Source organism: Mesorhizobium carmichaelinearum, assembly GCF_900199455.1.
Classification (GTDB): Bacteria; Pseudomonadota; Alphaproteobacteria; order Rhizobiales; family Rhizobiaceae; genus Mesorhizobium; species Mesorhizobium carmichaelinearum.
Genome location: NZ_FZQR01000015.1, coordinates 91,451 through 112,820 on the forward strand (window position 1 = coordinate 91,451; position 21,370 = coordinate 112,820).

Below are 21,370 nucleotides of genomic sequence, written 5' to 3' on the forward strand. Positions count from 1 at the left end.
TGGGGCAACGCAAGCAATTGTGATCGCGGCGTAGGACGCCATGGGCACAACGGCGTTTTGCTTCAATCGGGTGTTTGACCGCGGGATTACGTGTCCTGCAGCGCCAACTTTGGCATGATGCTTGTATTTTGGCGGCGTTCGGGTTATGGACCGCGCCTGTTTTCCATCAAATCCAGGCATGAAAGGGGCAGTCCATGGCCCGCGTAACCGTTGAAGATTGCATCGACAAGGTCGACAACCGCTTCGAGCTGGTGCTTTTGGCCGGCCACCGCGCTCGCCAGATCAGCCAGGGCGCGCAGATCACCGTTCCTCGTGACAACGACAAGAACCCGGTCATCGCCTTGCGCGAGATCGCCGACGAGACGCTGTCGCCCGACGACCTCAAGGAAGATCTGATCCATTCGCTGCAGAAGCATGTCGAGGTCGACGAGCCCGAGGCCGATGGCGAAGTGATCGCCGATCAGACCGGGGGTGCTGTTGCGGCCGCCGAAACCGATGACGCCGAGGAGAATGTGACGTTCGATCGCATGACCGAGGAAGACCTGCTGGCCGGCATCGAAGGTCTGGTGCCGCCGGAAAAGAGCGACGACTACTAAGCGAGCGCTCTGGACCTGCCTGGAATACGTTTCCGGCACTTCCGTCCAGTCAGTTTCGTGGCTATCTATGAGATGCGCCGTACGCTAGTGCGGCGCATCAATCATTTCAGCACCGCGAGATTCCGCCCATGATGCGTCAGTATGAGCTTGTCGAGCGCGTCCAGCGCTACAAGCCTGACGTCAACGAGGCGTTGCTCAACAAGGCCTATGTCTATGCCATGCAGAAGCATGGCCACCAGAAGCGCGCTTCCGGCGACCCCTATTTCTCGCATCCGCTCGAAGTCGCCGCCATCCTCACCGAAATGCACATGGACGAGGCGACGATCGCCGTCGCCCTGCTGCACGACACCATCGAGGACACGACCGCGACGCGGGCCGAGATCGACGATCTGTTCGGTCCTGAAATGGGCAAGCTGGTCGAGGGCCTGACCAAGCTGAAGAAGCTCGATCTCGTCTCCAAGAAGGCAGAGCAGGCGGAAAACCTGCGCAAGCTGCTGCTGGCGATCTCGGAAGATGTGCGCGTGCTGCTGGTCAAGCTCGCCGACCGCTTGCACAACATGCGCACCCTCGACCACATGCCCGAGGCCAAGCGCCTGCGCATCGCCGAGGAGACGATGGACATCTACGCGCCGCTGGCCGGGCGCATGGGCATGCAAGGCATGCGCGAGGAGCTGGAAGAGATCGCCTTCCGCTTCATCAATCCGGAAGCCTACCGCGCCGTCACCGCGCGGCTTGCCGAGATTTTCGAGCGCAACAAGGACGTGCTGACCGACATTGAAAAGGCGCTGTCGGCGCTGTTTGAAAAGCATGCCATCAACGCCAGCGTGAAAAGCCGGCAGAAGAAGCCTTGGTCGGTGTTCCGCAAGATGGAGGCCAAGGCGCTGTCCTTCGAGCAGCTGTCCGACATTTTTGGCTTCCGTGTCGTCGTGGACTCAGTCGAGGACTGCTATCGCGCGCTCGGCGCCATCCACACCACATGGTCGATGGTGCCCGGCCGCTTCAAGGACTACATCTCGACGCCGAAGCAGAACGACTACCGCTCGATCCACACCACCATCGTCGGGCCGTCGCGCCAGCGCGTCGAGCTGCAGATCCGCACCCGCGAGATGAACAAGATCGCCGAATACGGCGTCGCGGCGCACTCGATCTACAAGGACACCGGCGGCAAGACGAACGGCGCCGGACATGCGATCTCGAAGGAGACCAACGCCTATGCCTGGCTGCGGCGCACCATCGAGCAGCTCGCTGAGGGCGACAATCCCGAGGATTTCCTCGAAAACACCAAGCTCGAACTGTTCCAGGACCAGGTGTTCTGCTTCACGCCGAAAGGCATGCTGATTGCGTTGCCGCGCGGCGCCACGCCCATCGATTTCGCCTATGCGGTGCACACCGATGTCGGCGACACCTGCGTCGGCGCCAAGGTCAACGGCCGCATCATGCCACTGATGACGGAACTGAAGAACGGCGACGAGGTCGAGATCATCCGTTCCAAGGCGCAGGTGCCGCCGGCCGCCTGGGAATCGGTTGTCGTCACCGGCAAGGCGCGCGCCGCCATCCGCCGGGCCACCAAGAACGCCATCCGCAAGCAGTATTCGGGCCTCGGCGCGCGCATTCTGGAGCGCGCCTTCGAGCGGGCCGGCAAGACCTTCACCAAGGAAAGCCTGAAGCCGGTGCTGCACCGGCTGGCGCGCAAGGACATCGAGGACGTTCTGGCGTCCGTCGGCCGTGGCGAACTGGCCTCAACCGACGTCATGAAGGCGGTCTTCCCCGACTACAAGGACGAGCGTGTCACGCCGGCAGCGCCCAAGCAGCGCGAGGAGGGCTGGTCGAAGATCCGCAACGCCGCCGGCATGCTGTTCCAGATTCCGGGCCGCGCCGCGCGCAAGGACAAGGACCAGCCGCGCGACGGCGCCGTGCCGATCCGCGGTGTGCGCGGCGACCTTCCGGTGCGCTTCGCACCGGAAGGGGCGGTGCCGGGCGACCGCATCGTCGGCATCGTCCAGCCGGGCACCGGCATCACCATCTATCCGATCCAATCGCCGGCGCTGCAGGCCTTCGACGACCAGCCCGAGCGCTGGATCGACGTGCGCTGGGACATTGACGAACGCACAAAGGAACGCTTTCCGGCGCGCGTCTCGGTCACCGCCATCAATGCGCCGGGGTCGCTCGCCGATATTGCCCAGGTCGTCGCGTCCAACGATGCCAACATCCATACGCTGTCGATGGTGCGCACCGCGCCGGACTTCACCGAAATGCTGATCGATCTCGAAGTCTGGGATCTGAAGCATCTCAACCGGCTGCTATCGCAGCTCAAGGACAATTCCAGCGTCAGCGACGCACGGCGTGTGAACGGCTGACACGACTGATCTACGAGGGGATAGGCGCAGATGAAGACCGATGAAGTGCTGGGCATTTTCCGTGAAGCGGGTGCCGTTCTGGAGGGGCATTTCATCCTGACGTCTGGCCTGCGCAGCCCGGTCTTCCTGCAAAAGGCACGGGTGTTCATGCATGCCGACAAGACCGAGCGGCTGTGCAAGGCATTGGCCAAGAAGATCCGCGCCGGGGTGCCGGGCAAGATAGACTATGTCGTCGGCCCGGCGATCGGCGGACTGATCCCGGCTTACGAGACTTCACGCCATCTCGGCGTGCCGGCGATCTGGGTCGAGCGGGAAGGGGGCGAGTTCCGCCTGCGCCGCTTCGAGATCGCTCGGGGAGCGCGCGTTGTCATCGTCGAGGATATCGTCACCACTGGGCTCTCGATCCGCGAAACCATCGACTGCCTGCGTGAGCTTGGCGCCGAGGTGGTTGCCGCTGCTTGCATCATCGACCGTTCGGCCGGCAAGACCCATGTCGGCGTGCCGCTGATCGCGCTCGCCGAATACGAGGTTCCGGCCTACCCGCCGGACCGGCTGCCGCCGGAACTCGCCGCGATACCGGCGGTGAAGCCCGGCAGCCGCAATATCTGACCATGCATGTCGCCCAAAAGTGTGCGGCGGTTTTGGGAGTGACGACATGCGTGAAGGCAAATTCGAGATGATCGTCGGTATCGATCATTTCGTGCTGACGGTGGCGTCGCTCGAAGCGACCTGCGCCTTTTACCAGCGCGTGCTGGGCTTTGAGCGCATCGACACGCCGGGCCGACCGACGGCGCTGGCTTTTGGCAACCAGAAGATCAATGTCCACGAAGTCCGCCGCACTTTTGAGCCGAAGGCGAAGGTGCCGACGCCAGGGTCAGGCGATTTCTGCTTGATCACCGAACGGCCGCTCGACGAAATCCGTGCCCGTCTCGACGCCAATGGCGTTGTGCTCGAGCTGGGACCGGTCGAACGCATCGGGGCGCGGGGTCCAATGATGTCTGTCTATTTCCGCGACCCGGACGACAACCTTGTCGAAGTCAGCCAGTACTTGCGGTAGTGTCTCAAGCATCCGGCTGCGACAATAAGCCGAAGCCATTCTCAAATTCGCCGTGATTGTCCGGTGTTGGAAGGACGACCCTTACCAAAATCGTGGCGGTGCGGCCGCCGTGCAGGTGGCCTTCGGTTGTTGTCGGGGTTGCGTATGGCTATATCTAAGTTGCGATTGCCTTTCGGTGACCGCAAAGCGCAAGATGTGGCGGTTGAGGCCGGCTGAAAACAGCCGGCGTGCAAGCTGTAAAGTATCAGGAATAGGAAGAGAGTGCTTTTTCGTCGCCGCAAGCCTGATGGCCTTTTCGAACGGGTGCGTACCTACCTTTGGCCGCGCCGCTCGTTTTCGCGCTCGCTGCAGTATTTCTCCAAGCGCATCCTGCGGCTGAAGGCCACGCCGCATGCGGTGGCCGCCGGAGTGGCGGCCGGTGTCTTCGCTTCGTTCTTTCCCGTGGGCTTCCATTTCATCATTGCCGCCGTTCTGTGTTGGGTGATCGCCGGCAATCTGGTGGCTGCGGCGCTCGGCGCTGTTTTCTTCGGCAATCCGCTGACTTTTCCGATTCTGTGGGGCGCATCCTGGGAAACCGGCAAGCTCATCCTGCACGATCGCCTGCCGGCACATGGTCCGCCGGCGCATCTGGGCGAGATGCTGCACACGCTTTCCTTCGCGAAACTGTGGCATCCCGTGCTGGAACCCATGCTGATCGGCGCGGTGCCGCTCGGGCTGGTCTTCGGCCTCCTGTTCTACGGTGTCACGCGCTGGGGCATGACTGTCTTCCGCGAGCAAAGGCGCAAGCGGTTGGCCGAGCGCGCGCATCGCCACGCGCAATCGTCTCATCCCGGCGGAAGCGTCGGTTCCGCCGCACAATGATCATCGGCATCGGCAGCGATCTGATCGATATCAGGCGCATCGAGAAATCATTGGATCGTCACGGCCAGCGCTTCGTCCAGAGAATCTACACCGAGGTCGAACAGGCGCGTTCGGAAAACCGACGTGCCCGCGCAGCTTCCTACGCCAAGCGCTTCGCCGCCAAGGAGGCCTGCGCCAAGGCGCTGGGCACCGGACTGGCGCAAGGCGTCTTCTGGCGCGACATGGGCGTCGTCAACCTGCCCAGCGGTGCGCCGACCATGGCGCTGACCGGCGGCGCACTGGCGCGGCTGCAAAAGATCCTGCCGAAAGGCCATCGGGCGGCGATCCACCTCACCATCACGGATGATTTTCCGCTCGCTCAAGCCTTTGTGATCATCGAGGCGTTGCCCGTCGAAGAAGCGCCACATTGATTGCATCTGACGACCGGCATTGACGTTGCCCAGCGCGCGCCGAGACTCTATACATCCAACGCACAATCGAGGACGACATGAGCGTGGCTGAAAAATCCCAGAAGAAATCCGGCGGGCTTGGCGAAACCGTCAGCGTCATCGTCCAGGCGCTTTTGCTCGCCCTGGTCATCCGCACGCTCTTGTTCCAGCCCTTTTCGATCCCGTCGGGATCGATGCGACCGACGCTTCTGGAAGGCGACTATCTGTTCGTCACCAAATGGTCCTATGGCTATTCGCGCTATTCGCTGCCGTTCGGACCTGACATCTTCTCGGGTCGCATCTGGGGTTCCGAGCCCAAGCGCGGTGACGTGGTGGTGTTCAAGTTCCCGCCGGATCCGTCCGTCGACTATATCAAGCGCGTGGTCGGCCTGCCCGGCGACAAGATCCAGATGAAGGATGGCCAGCTGTTCATCAACGGCGTCGGCGTGCCGCGCGTCAAGACCGGCCAGATCGACAATCCCGATATCACCGAAATGCCTCAGCCGATCGATGTCTATCGGGAAACCCTGCCCAACGGCGTCAGCTACGACACGCTCGACCTCAATCCGAATTCGATCGGCGACAACACGCGTGAATTCGACGTGCCGCCCGGCCACTATTTCATGATGGGCGACAACAGGGACAATTCCGCCGACAGCCGGTTCACCGTCGGCTACGTTCCGGCCGAGAACCTGGTTGGCCGCGCCAACCTTGTCTTCTTCTCGATCGCCGGCAAGGCAAGCCCTCTCGAAATCTGGAAATGGCCGTCGCTGATGCGCGTTTCGCGCCTGTTCCATTTCGTCAACTAGGGATGGCAGCGGCAAAACGGCTGACCGCCGACGCGCTCGCCGAAGCGCTTGTGGAACGCACGGGCCATGCCTTTGCCGACCGCCAGCGCTTGCAGCGTGCGCTGACCCATGCCAGCGCCCGCAGTGCCAATGCCGGCACCGACTATGAGCGTTTTGAATTTCTCGGCGACCGGGTTCTCGGCCTGGTCGTTGCCGACATGCTGCTGGCCGCGTTTCCCGATGCGGCGGAAGGCGAATTGTCGCTGCGGCTCAACGCGCTGGTCAATGCCGAGGCTCTCTCCGAGATCGCCGAACATATCGGGCTGCCGGACCTGATCCGCGCCGGATCCGATGTGCGCGGGCTCGATGGGCGCAAGCGCGTCAATCTGCGCGCCGATGCGTTGGAATCGCTGATCGCGGTGCTCTACCTCGACGGTGGGCTGGAGGCGGCGCGTGCTTTCATCCATAAATACTGGCAGCCGCGTTCGCAGGCTTCCGGTGCGGCACGCCGCGACGCCAAGACCGAATTGCAGGAATGGGCGCATCAGGCTGCGAGTGCCGTTCCGGCCTACCAGATCGACAGCCGCGAGGGGCCGGACCACGATCCGCTGTTCACTGTCAGCGTCAGGGTTGGCGCTTTTCAGCCGGCAACCGGCAGTGGCCGTTCCAAACGTGAAGCGGAGCAGGCTGCTGCGGCTGCCCTTCTGCTGCGCGAAGGTGTATGGAACGCGACATGACGGATATTGAAACTGCTGAAGCTCCCGCCACGCATTCCGGTTTCGTTGCGCTGATCGGCGCGCCGAATGCCGGCAAGTCGACGCTGGTCAACCAATTGGTCGGCGCCAAGGTGTCGATCGTCACCCACAAGGTGCAGACGACCCGTGCCATCGTGCGCGGCATCGCCACGCATGACAATGCGCAGATCGTCTTCGTCGACACGCCGGGCATCTTCAAGCCCAAGCGACGCCTCGACACGGCAATGGTGACCACCGCCTGGGGTGGTGCCAAGGATGCCGATATCGTGCTGTTGCTGATCGACGCCGAGCGCGGCATACGAGGTGATGCTGATGCCATCCTCGAACGGTTGAAGGATGTGCGCCAGCCGATGGCGCTGATCCTCAACAAGGTCGACAGGGTCAAGCACGAGACGCTTCTGGCCCTATCCGCGGCGGCGAATGAGAAAGTTCCGTTCAAGCGCACCTTCATGGTCTCCGCACTGACCGGCTCCGGCTGCAAGGACCTGCTCGACTATCTGGCGCAGGCGCTTCCGGCCGGTCCCTGGTACTATCCGGAAGACCAGATTTCGGACCTGCCGATGCGCCAGCTGGCGGCCGAGATCACCCGCGAAAAACTCTATCTAAGGCTGCATCAGGAACTGCCCTATTCCTCGCATATCGAGACCGAGAAATGGGAAGAGAAGCCGGACGGCTCGGTGCGCATCGACCAGACCATCTATGTCGAGCGCGACAGCCAGAAGAAGATCGTGCTTGGCCATAAGGGCGAAACCATCCGTGCCATCGGCCAGGCGGCACGCATGGAGATTGCAGGCATCCTCGAGCAGAAGGTGCACCTGTTCCTGTTCGTCAAGGTGCGTGAGAACTGGGGCGATGATCCCGAGCGTTACCGCGAGATGGGGCTTGAGTTTCCCCACTAGAACCGATGGACGGCACGCTCGCCATCGACACAGCTCTGGTCCGCCAGTTGGCCGCAACGCGGTGCTCGCCGATCACAAGCTTGGGCGTGATCGGCGAATCCAGCACATGGTTCAGGCGGCAAGCGCGGCCGTTCGCCGCCGGACGAAGCTCTCGGTTCCATAGTAGGCGATGATGGCAACAGCGATGATTGCCCAGATCGCCACGGCGATCCATTGCTGCTGCACATAGTCGCCGCCGATGAACACCTTGCCCAGGAAGCGGACGCTGTTTTGGTGCGTGACGTGCATGATGATGGCAAGAAGCACGCTGCCGGTGTTCTGATAGAGCCAGGTGAACACCACACCCGCTAGAACGACGTTGATCGTGCCGTAGAGGCTGAGGTCGCCGACAAGGCCGAGCGGGAAGTGCCAGATGGCCCAGATCACGCCGAGGGTCAGGCTGCCGGCAAGTGCCGGCTGACTGGCAAACAGACGCGGCGTCGCAAAGCCACGCCACCCCGGCTCTTCGCCGAGCGGGCCGCTGAAGACGGCATAGAGCGCGATGATCGGCAGCATCTCGGACAGCGCCGGGATGTTGCCCCAGGCCGGTGCTGCCGCGCCAAGCAGCGGATTGATCAGGATAGAGGTCAACTGCGTTCCGAACGGCAGGCCGAACGCCACCAGGTACCATATCGGACGAACCCGCCACCTCACCATCGCGCTGAGGATGGCCCTGACCGAACTCCAGCGGCCGGACACGGCCGCGACGATAAAGCCCGAGATCATCGGACCGAACGTGAACCAGGGAATGCTGTCACCATGCGACAGGCAGAAGGGAATGAAGGCCAGCCAGGTCAGGCCAAGCGTCAGGCCAAAGAAGGTGCTCAGCTGGTGCCTTCGCACCAGGCTCAACATCGGAGTCATCACAGGTCCTCTCAGCGGGCAGGGTCTGTGAGAGGTCGCCGGACTGCCCGATCAGTCGACATGCATCTGAAACGAGCTGGCCGAATTGTTCGGCAGCCGTGTCGACCACATCGGTCAACTCGAGATTTTTGGCGCCTTCGCGGCCAAAAATCCCGAGCAGCTTCTGAAGGATTTCCGATTTTTTGACGAGCCGGATCGTTTGCGCCGCCCCCAGCGGTTGGCTGCTGTCACAATCATCCATGCGGCTACACTCCAGGCGATTTTTGGGCCAGGCGATTTTTGGTTAGCCCTGGCAAGGCCGATCGGCTGGATGGGCACTGTCGGCGATCCGCCGCAGCGCTGGCGTGCGGTCATCATATGAATTGCCATGGCCTTTGCGGCGAAAAATTAATGAATATATCTCCGAAATAGTGGAATAATATTGGTGCTTGTCGAGGAATTGCGAAAAGGTAATATCTCTAAAAGATAGTTAGTCGAGAAACTATCGAGATATATATTGATTATATGACGTTGTGCTAATTGTGCCATTCGAGTGTTATTTGTGCAACACAGCATAAAACTGTTCGCGGAATCGCTGTTATTTCAAAAACCGTCATTGAAGGCGGAGGTTTGATGGGTATGTTCGCCGCGAAAAGGGGACGCGGTGCGCGCCTTTTTCGTTGTGGGGGTGAGGCGGGAAAACATATCCGCCAGCCACAAATCCGAAGCCATTTAAACTATGACTGGAGAGGTCAGAAAATGAACATCAAGAGCCTCCTTCTCGGCTCAGCCGCGGCACTGATCGCGGTCTCCGGCGCTCGCGCCGCGGACGCTGTCGTCGTCGCCGAGCCGGAACCGGCCGAATACGTCAAGATCTGCGACGTCTACGGCGCCGGCTACTTCTACATCCCGGGCACCGAGACCTGCCTGCGCATCGGCGGCTATGTCCGTTATGACATCGGCGTCGGCGACGCCGGCTCGCTCGATGGTGTCAACCATGTCCCTGACGTTCAGGGCGACGGCACTCATTCGACCTACTACAAGAACGCCCGCTTCACCCTGAAGACCTGGACCGGTCAGGAGACGGAGCTCGGCACCCTGAAGACCTACACCGAGACCCGCTTCAATTTCGGCAACAGCAACGGTGACTATCTCAATCAAAAAGCCGCCAATGCCGACGACTGGCAGGGCCGTAACAAGTCGCTCTCGCTGCGTTTCGCCTGGATTCAGCTGGGTGGCCTGCGCGTCGGTAAGGACGATACGGCTTTCGATACGTTCATCGGCTACGCCGGCAGCGTCATCCAGGATACGCTGGTTCCGTATGGCGGACAGGAGAGCAACGTCGTTCAGTACTATTTCGACGCGGGCAACGGGCTGACCGGGTTGGTCTCTCTCGAAGAGGGCGCCGGCAAGGTCGGCACGATCGACAGCTATGTTCCGCATGTCGTCGGCGGCTTGAAGTATAAGGGCGACTGGGGTGCGATCACCGGTGTCGTCGCCTATGACAGCAACTATGAAGAAGTTGCCGGCAAGGTTCGTTTGGACGTCAATGTCAGCAAGGAATTGACGCTGTTCGTCATGGGCGGCTACGGTTCTGACAACAACCTCAACGACAATGCGGGCAACGCCATCGATGCCAGCGGCCGCGGCTTCTACAAGCAGTGGGGCGGCAACTGGGCAGTCTGGGGCGGCGGCACCTACAAGTTCAACGACAAGACTGCCTTCAACGCCCAGGTCTCCTACGACGACTGGAAGAACCTCGGCATCGCCGCCAACGTTGCCTATACCGTTGTGCCCGGCTTTACGGTCACGGCTGAAGTCGACTACCTCAATGCGGGTAAGTTCGGCGACGCCGACTTCAACAACTGGACCAAGGCTACCAAGAAGAGCAGCCTCGGCGGCATCCTCCGCTTCCAGCGCAACTTCTAATCGATCGACTGACCTTACCAAGCCGCCCGCAGCGTATCGCTGCGGGCGGTTTTTTATGCGTTGTTGCGGAAGCCGACCCAGACGCCAGGTCCATACCTTGATTTCGCCACCCGATCGGTGAAAGCTCCGGCCATGGAATGGCGCGACGAGGGAATCATTCTCGGCACCCGCAAGCATGGCGAAACCAGCGCCATCCTCGAGGTGATGACCCGCGCGCACGGCCGCCATCTCGGTCTCGTCCGCGGTGGTCGCTCGCGCAAGCAGCAACCCGTTCTCCAGCCCGGAAATCGCGTCGATCTGTTATGGCGCGCACGCCTTGACGAGCATCTCGGCACGTTCCAGGCCGAGGCGATCGAGATGAATGCCGCGCGGCTGATGGACAGCGCCGTTGCTGTCTATGGCCTTCAGACCATGGCCGCGCATTTGCGCCTGTTGCCCGAGCGCGATGCCCATGGCGGCCTTTACGAGGCGCTTTCGGTGATGATCGTCCATCTCGACGATGCCGATGCCGCCGGCGAACTGGTGGCGCGCTTCGAACTTCTGATCCTAGATGAACTTGGCTTCGGCCTCGATCTCAGCCAATGCGCCGCCACCGGCACAAGGCAGGATCTGGCCTATGTTTCGCCGAAGTCGGGCCGCGCGGTGTCGCGCGAAGCCGGTGCGCCCTGGCGCGACAAGATGCTGGTACTGCCGGCCTTTTTGCAGCGCGGCTCCGGCCTGCGCGCCGATCCTACGGCGGTCGAGGATGCCTTCCGGCTGACCGGCTTCTTCTTTACCCGCCATGTCTATGAGCCGCGTGCTCTCGAACAGCCCGACGCCCGCGCCGGCTTTCTTGCCGCACTGCGCAAACATCACGCGGCGCACAAGGCCATTGCCGGAGACAATGCTGCCAGAGAAATCACCACATGAGCGAAGTCGAACTCTATCCGGGCCGGGTCTCGCCGCTCGGCCTCGGCACCATTCCGCACGCCGACATCCTGAAATACACTGGCTTGGAATTGCTGCAGCGAATCATCGACGGCAAATATCCGGCACCGCCGATCTCGTTCCAGCTCAGCTTCGCGCTGACCGAAGTGTCGGAAGGTCGTGCCGTGTTCCGCGGCGTGCCGAATGAGCGCCACCTCAACCCTCTGGGCGGCGTCCATGGCGGCTGGGCGGCGACGTTGCTTGATTCAGCGCTGGCCTGCGCCGTGCAGACGCTGCTCGAAAAGGGTGAGGCCTACACGACGGCCGAGTTCAAGGTGAATCTCACGCGGCCGATCACGCCCAGGACCGGCGAGGTGGTTTGCGAAGGCAAGGTGGTCCACAAGGGCCGCACGCTTGCCGTTTCGGAAGCGACGCTCAGGGATGCCGGTGGCAAGCTCTTGGCTTTCGGCACCGAGACATGTTCGATATTTCCAGCCGCCAATCTGGCGACACGTTGAGTTTTCCAGCCGTTTAGCCGCCGCATTTGAATGTCAGTGAGATGAAACGTCAGTGAAAACTGGCCTGGTTTGGGGGAACCGCCATGTTTGAAAGCCTGATCGGCCTTGTCGCCATCATCGCCTTGTTCGTCATCATTTCGCGTCAGCAGAGCCGCATCGGCCTTGTCGAGCGCGAACTTGGCGCACTGCGCAGTCTCGTCCTGTCGGGCGCCGTGCCGCCGGTGGCCAAGCCGGCAGAACAGATAGCGACCGATGCAAAGGCCGACGCGGCGCCGGCGGCAGCGGCAGCGGCCGATATCGCCTCGCAAGCGGTGAGCGAACCGGTCACGCAGGCGCCGGCTACAGAAACGGAAGCTCCGGCTGGCGGGGCTGTGCCCGGCCCCTGGTCCGCGGGCGAGGCTCCGAAGGTAGCAGAACCTGTCGAGCCGATTGCAGCGGCCAAGGCCCCCGGCAAGCCGGATATCGAAACGGCGCTCGGCACGCGCTGGGCGGTCTGGGTCGGCGGCATCGCACTGGCGCTGGGTGGTCTGTTCCTGATCCGCTACACCATCGAGGCCGGCATTTTCGGCCCCGGCGTGCGGCTCACTATGGCAGCGGTGCTCGGGTTGGTGCTGGTTGCCGGCGGCGAGTTCATTCGCCGCACCGGCTTCAAGGTGCCGGTGCAAGGTGTTGCCGGCGCCTATATTCCGGCGATCCTGACGGCGGCCGGTGCCTTCATCCTGTTCGGCACCGTCTATGCCGCCCATGGTATTTACGGCTTCATCGGTCCGGCGCTTGCCTTCACGTTGCTCGGCGCCATCGGCGTGGCGACGATCGTCGCCGCTCTCGTCCACGGTCAGGCCCTGGCCGGCATCGGTCTCGTCGGCTCCATGGCGACGCCGGCGCTTGTGTCCTCGCAGGCGCCAAACCCATGGGCGCTGTTCGTCTATCTCGCCATCGTGCTTGCCGCCACAGCAGCGATCGCCCGCATGCGCGACTGGAAGTTCCTGATAGCGGCCGCCTTCTTCGGCACCGGCGCCTGGACCATCGCCTACATGACGAACGCGCCCGGCGCCGACCTAGCCGTCATTCTGTTCATCGACGCCGTGACGCTTGCCGTGCTTGCCCTTGTCTGGCTGGGCAGTCGTGGCGGTGAAGAGGAAACGGCAAAGCAGGGTTTCGACTGGCCGTCGATCGTGCCGGGCTTTTTTGTTGCGTTTTCGGCGCTGGGCCTATCCGTCGACTCCACACTTGTCGCAGCCGGCGATGCCTTGCCTGGCGCTTTGGTCCTCGTCGCCCTTGTCGCCACCGCGCTCTACCGGCCGCGCGCTTTGCCGCTGCTGCACACCGCCGGGGTGGTGAGCATGATGATCTATTTCGGCATCATTCCGCCCACCACCATCGGCCCTGATTTGTCCCAGGGCAACATAGGCTTTGACGGCCTGCGGGTGGCGGCCGGAAATCCCTTGACGCTGCGCATCGGCATAGGTCTCGGCCTGGTCTTCGTCGGCGCCGGTTTCTGGGCCGCCCGCCGTTTCGCCGCTGTCGCGCGGATCCGCGCGGCATGCTGGGCGGCATGGGGCATCGCTGCGCCGCTGGTCATCCTGCTGGCGCTGTGGCTCACCTACGGCAATCTCGACCGCGACTTTGTCTACGCCGCCGCAGCAGCGCTGCTGGTGGTGGTTTTCGCCGCCGGCGGCGAGTGGATCGCGCGTGCCGAAGAGCCGTCGCTCAAAGGCGGCATGGCGGTGTCGTTTGCCCTCGGTGGCGCGGCGATCGCCGGCCTCTTGATGCTGCACATGGCTTTCGATTCCGGCTGGACCACCATTCTGCTCGGTGCCGCCGCCATCGTACCGGCGCTGGCAACGCGTTGGCGCTCTTACCCGGTGCTTGGCTGGATTTCGGTTGGCGCGGCGATCGCCGTGCTTGGCCGCGTTGCCTTCGATCCGACTATCGTCGGCGCCGAATTCCTCTCCAGGACACCGGTGTTCAACTGGTTGCTGCCGGGCTATGGCATCCCGGCGCTCGCCTTTGGCTTCGCCGCCTGGCAGCTCGCCCGCACCACCAACGGCCGGCCGCGCCTGGCCATGGAAGCGGCGGCCGCGCTGTTTGCGCTGCTTGCCGTTGCCATGCTGGTGCGCCACGCCATGCATGGCGGCGTCATCGACACCGGGGCGATGACACTCGCCGAGCAGGCGATCTACACGCTGATTGCCATCGGTGCCGGCGCCATCCTGGTCGCCATCGACATGCGCTCGCCAAGCTCGGTGCTGCGCTATGGTTCGATGGCCGCCGGCGTGGTTTCGGTCGCCTTCATCGTCATCCGGCACTTCGTGGTGCTGAACCCGCTGCTCACCGACGAATCGACAGGCCAGATCCCGGTATTCAACCTGTTGTTCCTCGCCTATCTCCTGCCGGCCATCGCGGCCGGCGGGCTGGCGCTGTATGCCCGCGACAAGCGGCCGAAATGGTATGCGCAGATGTTGGCGGTGGTGGCGGCCGTGCTTGCCCTGGCCTATGCCACGCTGTCGGTGAGGCGGCTGTTCAAGGGCGAGTTCATCGGCCTGTGGAGCGGGCTCGGCCAATTGGAGACCTACACCTATTCGGCGCTCTGGCTGGTGATCGGCGTGGCGCTGCTCACCGCCGGTGTCTGGCTGAAGTCGCAGGTGCTGCGCATTGCCTCGGCCGCGCTGATCGCGATCGCCGTGCTGAAGGTCTTCCTCTTCGACATGTCGGAACTGGAAGGCGTGCTCAGGGCGCTATCCTTCATCGGCCTGGGCGCCGTGCTGATCGGCATCGGCCTGTTCTATCAGCGGCTTTTGACCAGGGCGGCGAAGGAAAACGGATAAAGGCAAACAAGAACAATAAGATTTCAGTCCGGCCGGGAATAAACCGGCACGCGCCAGCGTTGTCTGATTGCTTGGGTGACCGGGGCGGTGGACCGCTTCGCGCTGGCCGCTTGCGTCGCGCCCGGAAGGCGCGTTGAATCGGGATCAATAAGGGCGATTTCAGAACCAGCGGTCATGGACGAAAAGAAGGCAGCAATCCTTGGCGAAATACCGCGCCTGCGCCGCTACGCACGCTCGCTGTTGCGCGACCGCGATTCTGCCGACGACCTCGTTCAGGACTGCCTCGAGCGCGCACTCATGCGGCTCGACAACTGGCAGACGGGAGAGAGCCCCAGGAGGTGGCTGTTTACGATCATGCATCATTTGTTCATCGACCAGATGCGCAAGGTGAACCGTCGCGGCGAAGCGGCGATGTTGCCCCTCGAAGCAGGCGAGGCGGTTGCAAAGCCGGCCGAGCAGCTGGAGGGCATCGCCTCACGCGAGATCATCGACGCGCTGCAGGCAATCAGCCCCGATCGCCGCGCCGCCCTTGTCATGGTCGCCATCGAAGGCTTTTCCTATGCCGAGGCCGCCAACATTCTGGGCGTGCCCGCCGGCACGCTGATGTCGCGCATTGCGCGCGGGCGTGAGGAATTGCGCGGCTTGCTGGATGACACGGCGCGCCGCCGCGCGATAAGGATCGTCGAGAAATGATCCGCCGCGATTTTTCAGAACGTGACATCCACATGGCGCTCGACGGCGAACTGCCGACCGACGAGCGTGCCGCCTATGATTCCTGGCTCGATGCCAATCCCGAGATGAAGGCCAGAAGCGCCCGCTTCACAGCTGACCGGGAGGCATTGCGCTCGGCCTTTGCCGGCGTGCTGGATGAGCCTGTTCCCGCGCGCTTGCGCAAGGTGGTGCTCGGCGAAGCGCCTGTTAGGGCCGCGGTGCCACGCTCGCGCTGGTGGCTTGCCGCTGCCGCGGCCGTGCTTTTGGCCACGGGCGGATTTGGCGGCTACTTTGCCGGCATTGATGGCATCGGACAGGAGGATCCGGCGGAGGATCGGCTCGCCGAACAGGCAATTGCCGCCCATGTCATCTACGCCGCCGAGAAGCGCCATGCGGTGGAAGTGCCGGCCAGCGACAAGGATCATCTGCAGACCTGGCTGTCCAACCGGGTCGGGCTGAAGCTGGTGGCGCCGGATCTGACCGCGAACGGTTTTCAACTGGTCGGCGGCCGGTTGCTGCCGGCCGGCGAAGCCAAGGCTGCGATGCTGCTCTACGAGGACGACAAGGGCGAGCGCATATCGCTTTTCGTCACCGCGGAATCGGCTGAGAATGCCAAGGGCACCTATGCTTCGGCGCAGGACGGCCCGCAGGCCGTCTACTGGCTGGACAAGGGCTATGGCTGCGCTGTCGTCGGCTCGTTGCCGCGCGAGCAATTGGCGGTCGTGGCTAAGAGTGCCTATGGCCAGCTTCTGGCAGGCCTCGCAAGCTGAGTGGGCCGCAATTGTTCACGGCCGGTGGCCTATCAAAACAGCGATCCTGTTCAAAGCCCGCGGGCTTCCTTGCCGCCGTGGAAACTGTCACAATTCGGCCCTAATCAAGGAGCGATAGCGCTTGATGAATACCGGCGCTTCAGCCGGTGTTTGCGACGCTTTTGACCGGGGCCGTTTCCGCAACGCAATCGAGGTTTTCTCAAGTCGCATGCCTGCCGAGATCCGCACGGCCCGCGCGTCTGACGTCGATGATCTCGCCGCCATCGAGAAAGCCGTTTTCTCGAGCGATCGCATTTCCCGTCGCTCCTTTCGCCTGTTCATTGAGCGCGAGACCGCCGAGACGCTGGTCGCCGAAGTCGATGGCCGAGTCGCCGGCTATGCGATCGTGCTGTTTCGCAAGGGCAGTGGGGTGGCGCGGCTTTACTCCATAGCCACGGGTCCATTTTTTGGCGGGTTGGGTGTCGGCCGCATGCTGCTCGCGTCGGCGGAAGACGCAGCCTTCGAACACGACCGCATGATGCTGCGCCTCGAAGTGCGTGAGGACAACAGCCGGGCCATCCGCATCTACGAGCAGGCCGGCTACCGCAAGATTGGCCGTGAGCCGGGCTACTATGAGGATGGCGAGACCGCACTTCGCTATGAGAAAACCTTGCGCGGCGACGTTCCGATCGCCACCAGGGTGCCGTTCTATCAGCAGACCTGCGAGTTCACCTGCGGCCCATGCTGCCTGATGATGGCCATGGCCAATTTCGACCGCGCCTTCGTGCCCGATCCGGTGATGGAAATCCGCCTCTGGCGCGAGGCGACGACCGTCTTCATGATGTCGGGGCCGGGCGGCTGCGAGCCGTTTGGCCTTGCTGTGTCGGGGTACGAAAGCGGGCTCGCGGCGGAGATTTTCGTTTCCTTCTACGGCGCGCTGTTCCTGCAATCGGTGCGCAGCGAGGACAAGCGCCGGGTCATGGAACTGGCCCAGGTCGACTTTCGCCGCCGCGCGGAGCTATACGGCATCCCGGTGAATTACCGCTCATTCAGCATCGATGACATCCGAACCGCGATCGCTGCGGGAAAACTGGTGCTGGTGCTGATCAGCGGCTTCCTGATGTTCGGCAAGAAGGTACCGCATTGGGTGCTGGCCATAGGCGATGATGGCGATCATATTCTGATCCACGATCCCTGGGTCGAGGACGAACGGCAGGAAACCATCCTTGATGCCGCCAACATTCCCGTGCCCTACGGCATCTTCATGAACATGGCGCAGTTCGGCCGCGACGGACTGCGTGCCGCCATAACTCTGGGGAAGCGCGACACACAATGACCTGGGTCATCCTTACCGGCCGGCAGAGCGATCTCGACCAGGTGGCGACACCGCACAAGATCATCACCAATCGCGATTATCTCGCGCATCCGTCGCTGTTCCGTGGCCAGCGGCCGAAGGTCATCAACCTGTCGAACAACTATGGCTACCAGAGCCGCGGCTATTATGCCTCGCTGCTGGCGAGCTCGCGCGGCCACAAGGTCATCCCGACCGTCGAGACAATGATCGACCTGTCGGAGCGCAAGCTCTACGAACATGCGCTGCCGGAGTTGGAACTGGCGCTCAACAAATGCCGCAAGGACCTCGGCGGCGCCTTTCCGGCCAAGGTGTGCATCTTCTTCGGCATCGGCCCGTCGAAAGTCTGGGACCGCTTCGCCAAGCTCCTGTTCGACTGGTTCCGGGCGCCGGCGCTCGAGGTCCATATCAAGGACAGCGCCGAATGGGCCTCGATCCGCAAGATCGGCTTCCATCCGCTGGCGCGCATGACCGAGGACGAAGAAAAGAGCTTCATCCAGTGCCTGGAGACCTACACCAACCGCGAATGGCGCGACACCAAGGGGCGCACGCCGGCGCGCTACACTTTCGCCACGCTGGTCGATCCGCATGAGGAATTGCCGCCGTCGGAAATCTCGTCGCTGCGCTACTGGGCCAAGATCGCCGAAAAGATGGGCGTCGAAATCGAGCCGATCACCAAAAAGGATCTCGCCAAGCTCGCGAACTACGATGCGCTGTTCATCCGCGAGACCACCTCGATCTCCAACCACACCTATCGCTTCGCCCGCCGCGCCCAGCAGGAAGGCATGCCGGTCATCGACGATCCGCTGTCGATGATCCGCTGCACCAACAAGGTCTATCTCAACGAACTGATGTCCTACAACAAGGTGCCGGTGCCGCCGACAGTGATGATCGCTGGCACCTCTGACTTCGAACTGGCGGCACAGACGCTTGGCTTCCCGCTGGTGTTGAAGATCCCGGACTCCTCCTTCTCGCGCGGGGTCAAGAAATGCGAGAACCTAGAGGAACTGACACGGCTTGCGACCGAATGGCTGGAGGATTCCGACCTCCTCATCGCCCAGAAATTCATTCCAACCGAATATGACTGGCGCGTCGGCGTGCTCGGCGGCCAGCCGCTGTTTGCCGTGCACTATCTGATGGCCAAGAAGCACTGGCAGATCGTCAACCACAAGGCCAATGGCAAGCCCGACCAGGGCGGTATCAAGACCTTCACCCTGAAGGAGACGCCGCCCCATGTCGTCGAGACCGCGGTCAAGGCGGCACGCTGCATCGGCGATGGCCTTTACGGCGTCGACCTCAAGGAGACCAAGGACGGCGTCTTCGTCATCGAGGTCAACGACAACCCCAATCTCGACCATGGCTGGGAGGATTCTGGCGAGAAGGACGAGGTCTGGGTGCGGTTGACGCAGTGGTTCCTGGAGCGGCTCGACCGGCCAGGACGACAATAGTTCAACTGGAGCCGCTCTATCTCTTTGTTTTGAAGCAATTCCTGTGGGAAAACCGCTTCACACTTTTCCTGGAATTGCTCGGGGGGAAACATGCAGTTCATCGTGATCGAGGATTTCACCGACTGCGATCGCAAGGATATCTATCGCCGCTTCCGCGATCGGGGCCGCCTGAAGCCGGAGGAACTTGTCGTGCACCACAGCTGGATCGCGGCGGATATGAGCCGCTGCTTCCTGCTCGTGGAGACGGACGACGTCACGCTGCTGCAGCGCTGGGTCATCGAATGGGCTGATCTGGTCGAGTTCGAGATCATTCCCGTGGCGACGAACAAGGATATGGTGGCGGCCTTGAGCGGGCACCTCTGACCACGGAAGCCTGACGGGTCAACGTAGCGCCGGTGAGCCCACAGCGCGCCAGCATTCGGTAATCAGCCAATCGCGGAACGCTGCCACGACATCGCGCCTGGCGCTGCGCTCCGGAATGGTCAGGCAATAGGGCTGACGCAACGCGATCGCCCTGGCGGCGGGCCGGACAAGCCTGCCATCCTCCACCGCTTGCGCACAATAGACCCCTTGCGCCAGCGCCACACCCAGCCCCGAAATGGCGAGATCGAGTGCCGCACGCGACGAGTTGGCCGACAGGCCGCGTTGCGCTGCCCGGCCGGGCTGGACACCGGCAGCCTCGAACCAGTTGCGCCAGGACGGAAACGAGGCGCCGGTCGGCCCCCAGTCGGTATGGATCAGCGGCAGCCCGGCGAGCGGACCGCCATCCGCCTTGATCGCGCTGGCAAGGCCCGGCGCGCAGACGGGATAGACGGCGTCCCGGGCGATGTCCTCTGTCGGGTGCTCGCGATAGTGCGGACCGTAGGAGAGCCTGATGTCGATCAACTCACGATCGAACGGCACCGGGTCGTCGTCACCGCGCAGAGATATGTCGGCGGCGCCATGGCCGGCGACGAAGCCGGCAAGACGCTGCGAGAGCCAGCCCATGGCCATGGATGGCGGCACAGAGACCACCAGGCGCGGGCGGAATGCATCGCCGCCCAATTCGCGCGAGACACTGCCGATTTCCTGGAAGGCCATGGTCAGCCGCGGCAGCATCTCCACGCCAGCCTCGGTGAGCACAACTCTGCGGTTGACCCGATGAAACAGCTTGCGCCCCATCTGTTCCTCGACGGTGCGGATAAGCTGGCTGACAGCTGCCGCCGAGACCGAAAGCTCCTCCGCCGCCGCGGCAAAGCTGCCCGTGCGCGCCGCGGCCTCGAAGGCCTGAAGTCCTTTCAGGGATGGAGATGCGACCATGATTCCCAAATAGATAAGGTAAGCTTATTCAAATCGCAGGAATCGTCGTTTTTGGAAAGCTTTTTCAACGATTAGAGTAGGCCTCATCAAATCGCCAGCTTGGATCGAAGCCGATGGACCATCGCGACATCATCGCGTCACTAACCCCGGAAGAGCGCAGTCGCCTGACCGCCAAGTCCGATGCTGCGGGTCTCGTGCAGCTCGGCGCCCACTGGGGTGCGATTGTGGCCCTTGGATCGCTGATTGCAGCCAAGGTACCATTCTGGCCGTTGCTGATGCTGCCGCAAGGCATCCTGATCGTGTTCCTGTTCACGCTGCTGCACGAGACGGTTCATCGCACCGCCTTCGAGACGCAGTGGTTGAACGATGCCGTGGCGCGGATCTGCAGCCTGGCGCTGGCGCTGCCGGCCGACTGGTTCCGCTATTTCCATTTCGCCCATCACCGCTTCACGCAGGACCCCGAGAACGATCCGGAGCTGGCCTTTCCCAAACCGGAAACGCTGCGGCAGTATCTCGTGCATGTTTCCGGCATCCCGCTGTGGTGGGGCCATCTCAAGACGCTCTACGCCAATGCCTTTGGCGGCAGCCAGGAAAGCTATGTGCCGCCGAAAGGCCGGCCCAAGGTGCGAGCCGAAGCGCGTGCCATGATTGCCTTCTATGCCGTCGTCCTTCTGCTCGCCGTTTATTTCCGGCTCTCCGTGCTTCTCTATGTCTGGATCATTCCCGCTCTGCTCGGCCAGCCCTTTCTGCGCCTCTATCTCCTGGCCGAGCACGGTCGCTGTCCGTTCGTTGCCAACATGCTGGAGAATACGAGAACCACGCTGACCAACTGGGTGGTGCGCAAGTTGGCGTGGAACATGCCGTTCCATGCCGAGCACCACGCCTATCCCGGTGTGCCCTTTCATCAACTGCCGCAGTTTCACGCGCTGATCGAGCGGCATCTGAAGGTGGTCGAGCCCGGCTATGTCAGCTTCCACGAGAAATATCTGGAAGCGCTGCGTTGATGAT

Annotated in this window: 22 protein-coding genes; 20 read left to right on the forward strand and 2 right to left on the reverse strand. The window is 62.6% G+C overall.

Translation table 11 applies throughout. From position 1 onward, the window contains the following. Positions 1–194 precede the first annotated feature (194 nt). The 9 genes from rpoZ to era all read left to right on the forward strand — a co-directional run bounded on the left by rpoZ (position 195) and on the right by era (position 7,741). Complete coding sequence (rpoZ, locus tag CKW40_RS28900; protein ID WP_095203235.1) at positions 195–596, forward strand: DNA-directed RNA polymerase subunit omega; 402 nt, start codon at positions 195–197, stop codon at positions 594–596. 128 nt (positions 597–724) lie between these two features. Next, positions 725–2,953, forward strand: coding sequence for a RelA/SpoT family protein (locus tag CKW40_RS28905; RefSeq protein WP_095203236.1), 2,229 nt, complete (start codon positions 725–727; stop codon positions 2,951–2,953). Between the two features lie 30 nt (positions 2,954–2,983). Next, on the forward strand, positions 2,984–3,562 hold the full coding sequence (gene pyrE / locus CKW40_RS28910; protein WP_095203237.1) for an orotate phosphoribosyltransferase: 579 nt from the start codon (positions 2,984–2,986) through the stop codon (positions 3,560–3,562). Positions 3,563–3,608: 46 nt separating this feature from the next. Beyond that, positions 3,609–4,010: a VOC family protein gene (locus tag CKW40_RS28915; RefSeq protein WP_095203238.1), complete on the forward strand. Its 402-nt coding sequence runs from the start codon at positions 3,609–3,611 to the stop codon at positions 4,008–4,010. A 261-nt stretch (positions 4,011–4,271) separates the two neighbouring features. After that, on the forward strand, positions 4,272–4,871 hold the full coding sequence (locus tag CKW40_RS28920) for a DUF2062 domain-containing protein (protein WP_095203239.1): 600 nt from the start codon (positions 4,272–4,274) through the stop codon (positions 4,869–4,871). Then, complete coding sequence (acpS, locus tag CKW40_RS28925; RefSeq protein ID WP_095203240.1) at positions 4,868–5,281, forward strand: holo-ACP synthase; 414 nt, start codon at positions 4,868–4,870, stop codon at positions 5,279–5,281. The genes CKW40_RS28920 and acpS overlap by 4 nt, the downstream gene beginning before the upstream one ends. 77 nt (positions 5,282–5,358) lie before the next feature. Continuing rightward, a complete protein-coding gene (gene lepB / locus CKW40_RS28930; RefSeq protein ID WP_095203241.1) occupies positions 5,359–6,108 on the forward strand; it encodes a signal peptidase I in 750 nt (249 codons plus the stop codon). Between the two features lie 2 nt (positions 6,109–6,110). Next, positions 6,111–6,824 carry a ribonuclease III gene (rnc, locus tag CKW40_RS28935; RefSeq protein WP_095203242.1) on the forward strand — a complete coding sequence of 238 codons (714 nt, stop codon included), beginning with the start codon at positions 6,111–6,113 and terminating at the stop codon, positions 6,822–6,824. Further along, positions 6,809–7,741 (forward strand): GTPase Era, encoded by a 933-nt coding sequence (gene era / locus CKW40_RS28940; RefSeq protein WP_095203243.1) that lies wholly within the window; start codon positions 6,809–6,811, stop codon positions 7,739–7,741. The genes rnc and era overlap by 16 nt, the downstream gene beginning before the upstream one ends. Positions 7,742–7,852: 111 nt before the next feature. Here the strand turns inward: era and CKW40_RS28945 are convergent, their stop codons facing one another. Continuing rightward, on the reverse strand, positions 7,853–8,644 hold the full coding sequence (locus tag CKW40_RS28945) for a CPBP family intramembrane glutamic endopeptidase (RefSeq protein ID WP_095203244.1): 792 nt from the start codon (positions 8,642–8,644) through the stop codon (positions 7,853–7,855). Between the two features lie 85 nt (positions 8,645–8,729). Between CKW40_RS28945 and CKW40_RS28950 the strand changes: the two genes are divergently transcribed. From CKW40_RS28950 to CKW40_RS28995, 10 genes are all read left to right on the forward strand, one after another. Continuing rightward, positions 8,730–9,005: a hypothetical protein gene (locus CKW40_RS28950; RefSeq protein WP_095203245.1), complete on the forward strand. Its 276-nt coding sequence runs from the start codon at positions 8,730–8,732 to the stop codon at positions 9,003–9,005. A 377-nt stretch (positions 9,006–9,382) separates the two neighbouring features. After that, positions 9,383–10,552, forward strand: a complete 1,170-nt coding sequence (locus CKW40_RS28955) for a porin (RefSeq protein ID WP_095203246.1) — start codon at positions 9,383–9,385, stop codon at positions 10,550–10,552. 132 nt (positions 10,553–10,684) lie between these two features. Beyond that, the gene (gene recO / locus CKW40_RS28960) at positions 10,685–11,461 is read left to right on the forward strand and encodes a DNA repair protein RecO (RefSeq protein WP_095203247.1); all 777 of its coding nucleotides are present in this window, start codon (positions 10,685–10,687) and stop codon (positions 11,459–11,461) included. Then, positions 11,458–11,976, forward strand: a complete 519-nt coding sequence (locus CKW40_RS28965) for a PaaI family thioesterase (RefSeq protein ID WP_095203248.1) — start codon at positions 11,458–11,460, stop codon at positions 11,974–11,976. Before recO ends, CKW40_RS28965 begins: the two co-directional genes overlap by 4 nt. A gap of 83 nt (positions 11,977–12,059) precedes the next feature. Further along, complete coding sequence (locus tag CKW40_RS28970; protein ID WP_095203249.1) at positions 12,060–14,804, forward strand: DUF2339 domain-containing protein; 2,745 nt, start codon at positions 12,060–12,062, stop codon at positions 14,802–14,804. Between the two features lie 174 nt (positions 14,805–14,978). Next, positions 14,979–15,497: an RNA polymerase sigma factor gene (locus CKW40_RS28975; protein WP_095203250.1), complete on the forward strand. Its 519-nt coding sequence runs from the start codon at positions 14,979–14,981 to the stop codon at positions 15,495–15,497. Further along, the gene (locus CKW40_RS28980; RefSeq protein ID WP_095203251.1) at positions 15,494–16,285 is read left to right on the forward strand and encodes an anti-sigma factor family protein; all 792 of its coding nucleotides are present in this window, start codon (positions 15,494–15,496) and stop codon (positions 16,283–16,285) included. Before CKW40_RS28975 ends, CKW40_RS28980 begins: the two co-directional genes overlap by 4 nt. Before the next feature lie 208 nt (positions 16,286–16,493). Continuing rightward, positions 16,494–17,600, forward strand: a complete 1,107-nt coding sequence (locus tag CKW40_RS28985; protein ID WP_095203278.1) for a peptidase C39 family protein — start codon at positions 16,494–16,496, stop codon at positions 17,598–17,600. After that, a complete protein-coding gene (locus tag CKW40_RS28990; RefSeq protein ID WP_095203252.1) occupies positions 17,597–19,063 on the forward strand; it encodes a RimK family ATP-grasp domain-containing protein in 1,467 nt (488 codons plus the stop codon). The genes CKW40_RS28985 and CKW40_RS28990 overlap by 4 nt, the downstream gene beginning before the upstream one ends. Before the next feature lie 90 nt (positions 19,064–19,153). Continuing rightward, entirely contained in the window at positions 19,154–19,426 is a 273-nt protein-coding gene (locus CKW40_RS28995; protein WP_095203253.1) for a DUF3303 domain-containing protein, read from the forward strand. A gap of 18 nt (positions 19,427–19,444) precedes the next feature. On the opposite strand, the gene CKW40_RS29000 is transcribed toward CKW40_RS28995, so the two are convergent. After that, positions 19,445–20,362, reverse strand: coding sequence for a LysR substrate-binding domain-containing protein (locus tag CKW40_RS29000; protein ID WP_095203254.1), 918 nt, complete (start codon positions 20,360–20,362; stop codon positions 19,445–19,447). Positions 20,363–20,475: 113 nt separating this feature from the next. Here CKW40_RS29000 and CKW40_RS29005 point away from each other — a divergent pair, with 113 nt between their 5' ends. Continuing rightward, on the forward strand, positions 20,476–21,366 hold the full coding sequence (locus tag CKW40_RS29005; RefSeq protein ID WP_095203255.1) for a fatty acid desaturase family protein: 891 nt from the start codon (positions 20,476–20,478) through the stop codon (positions 21,364–21,366). Positions 21,367–21,370: the final 4 nt, after the last annotated feature.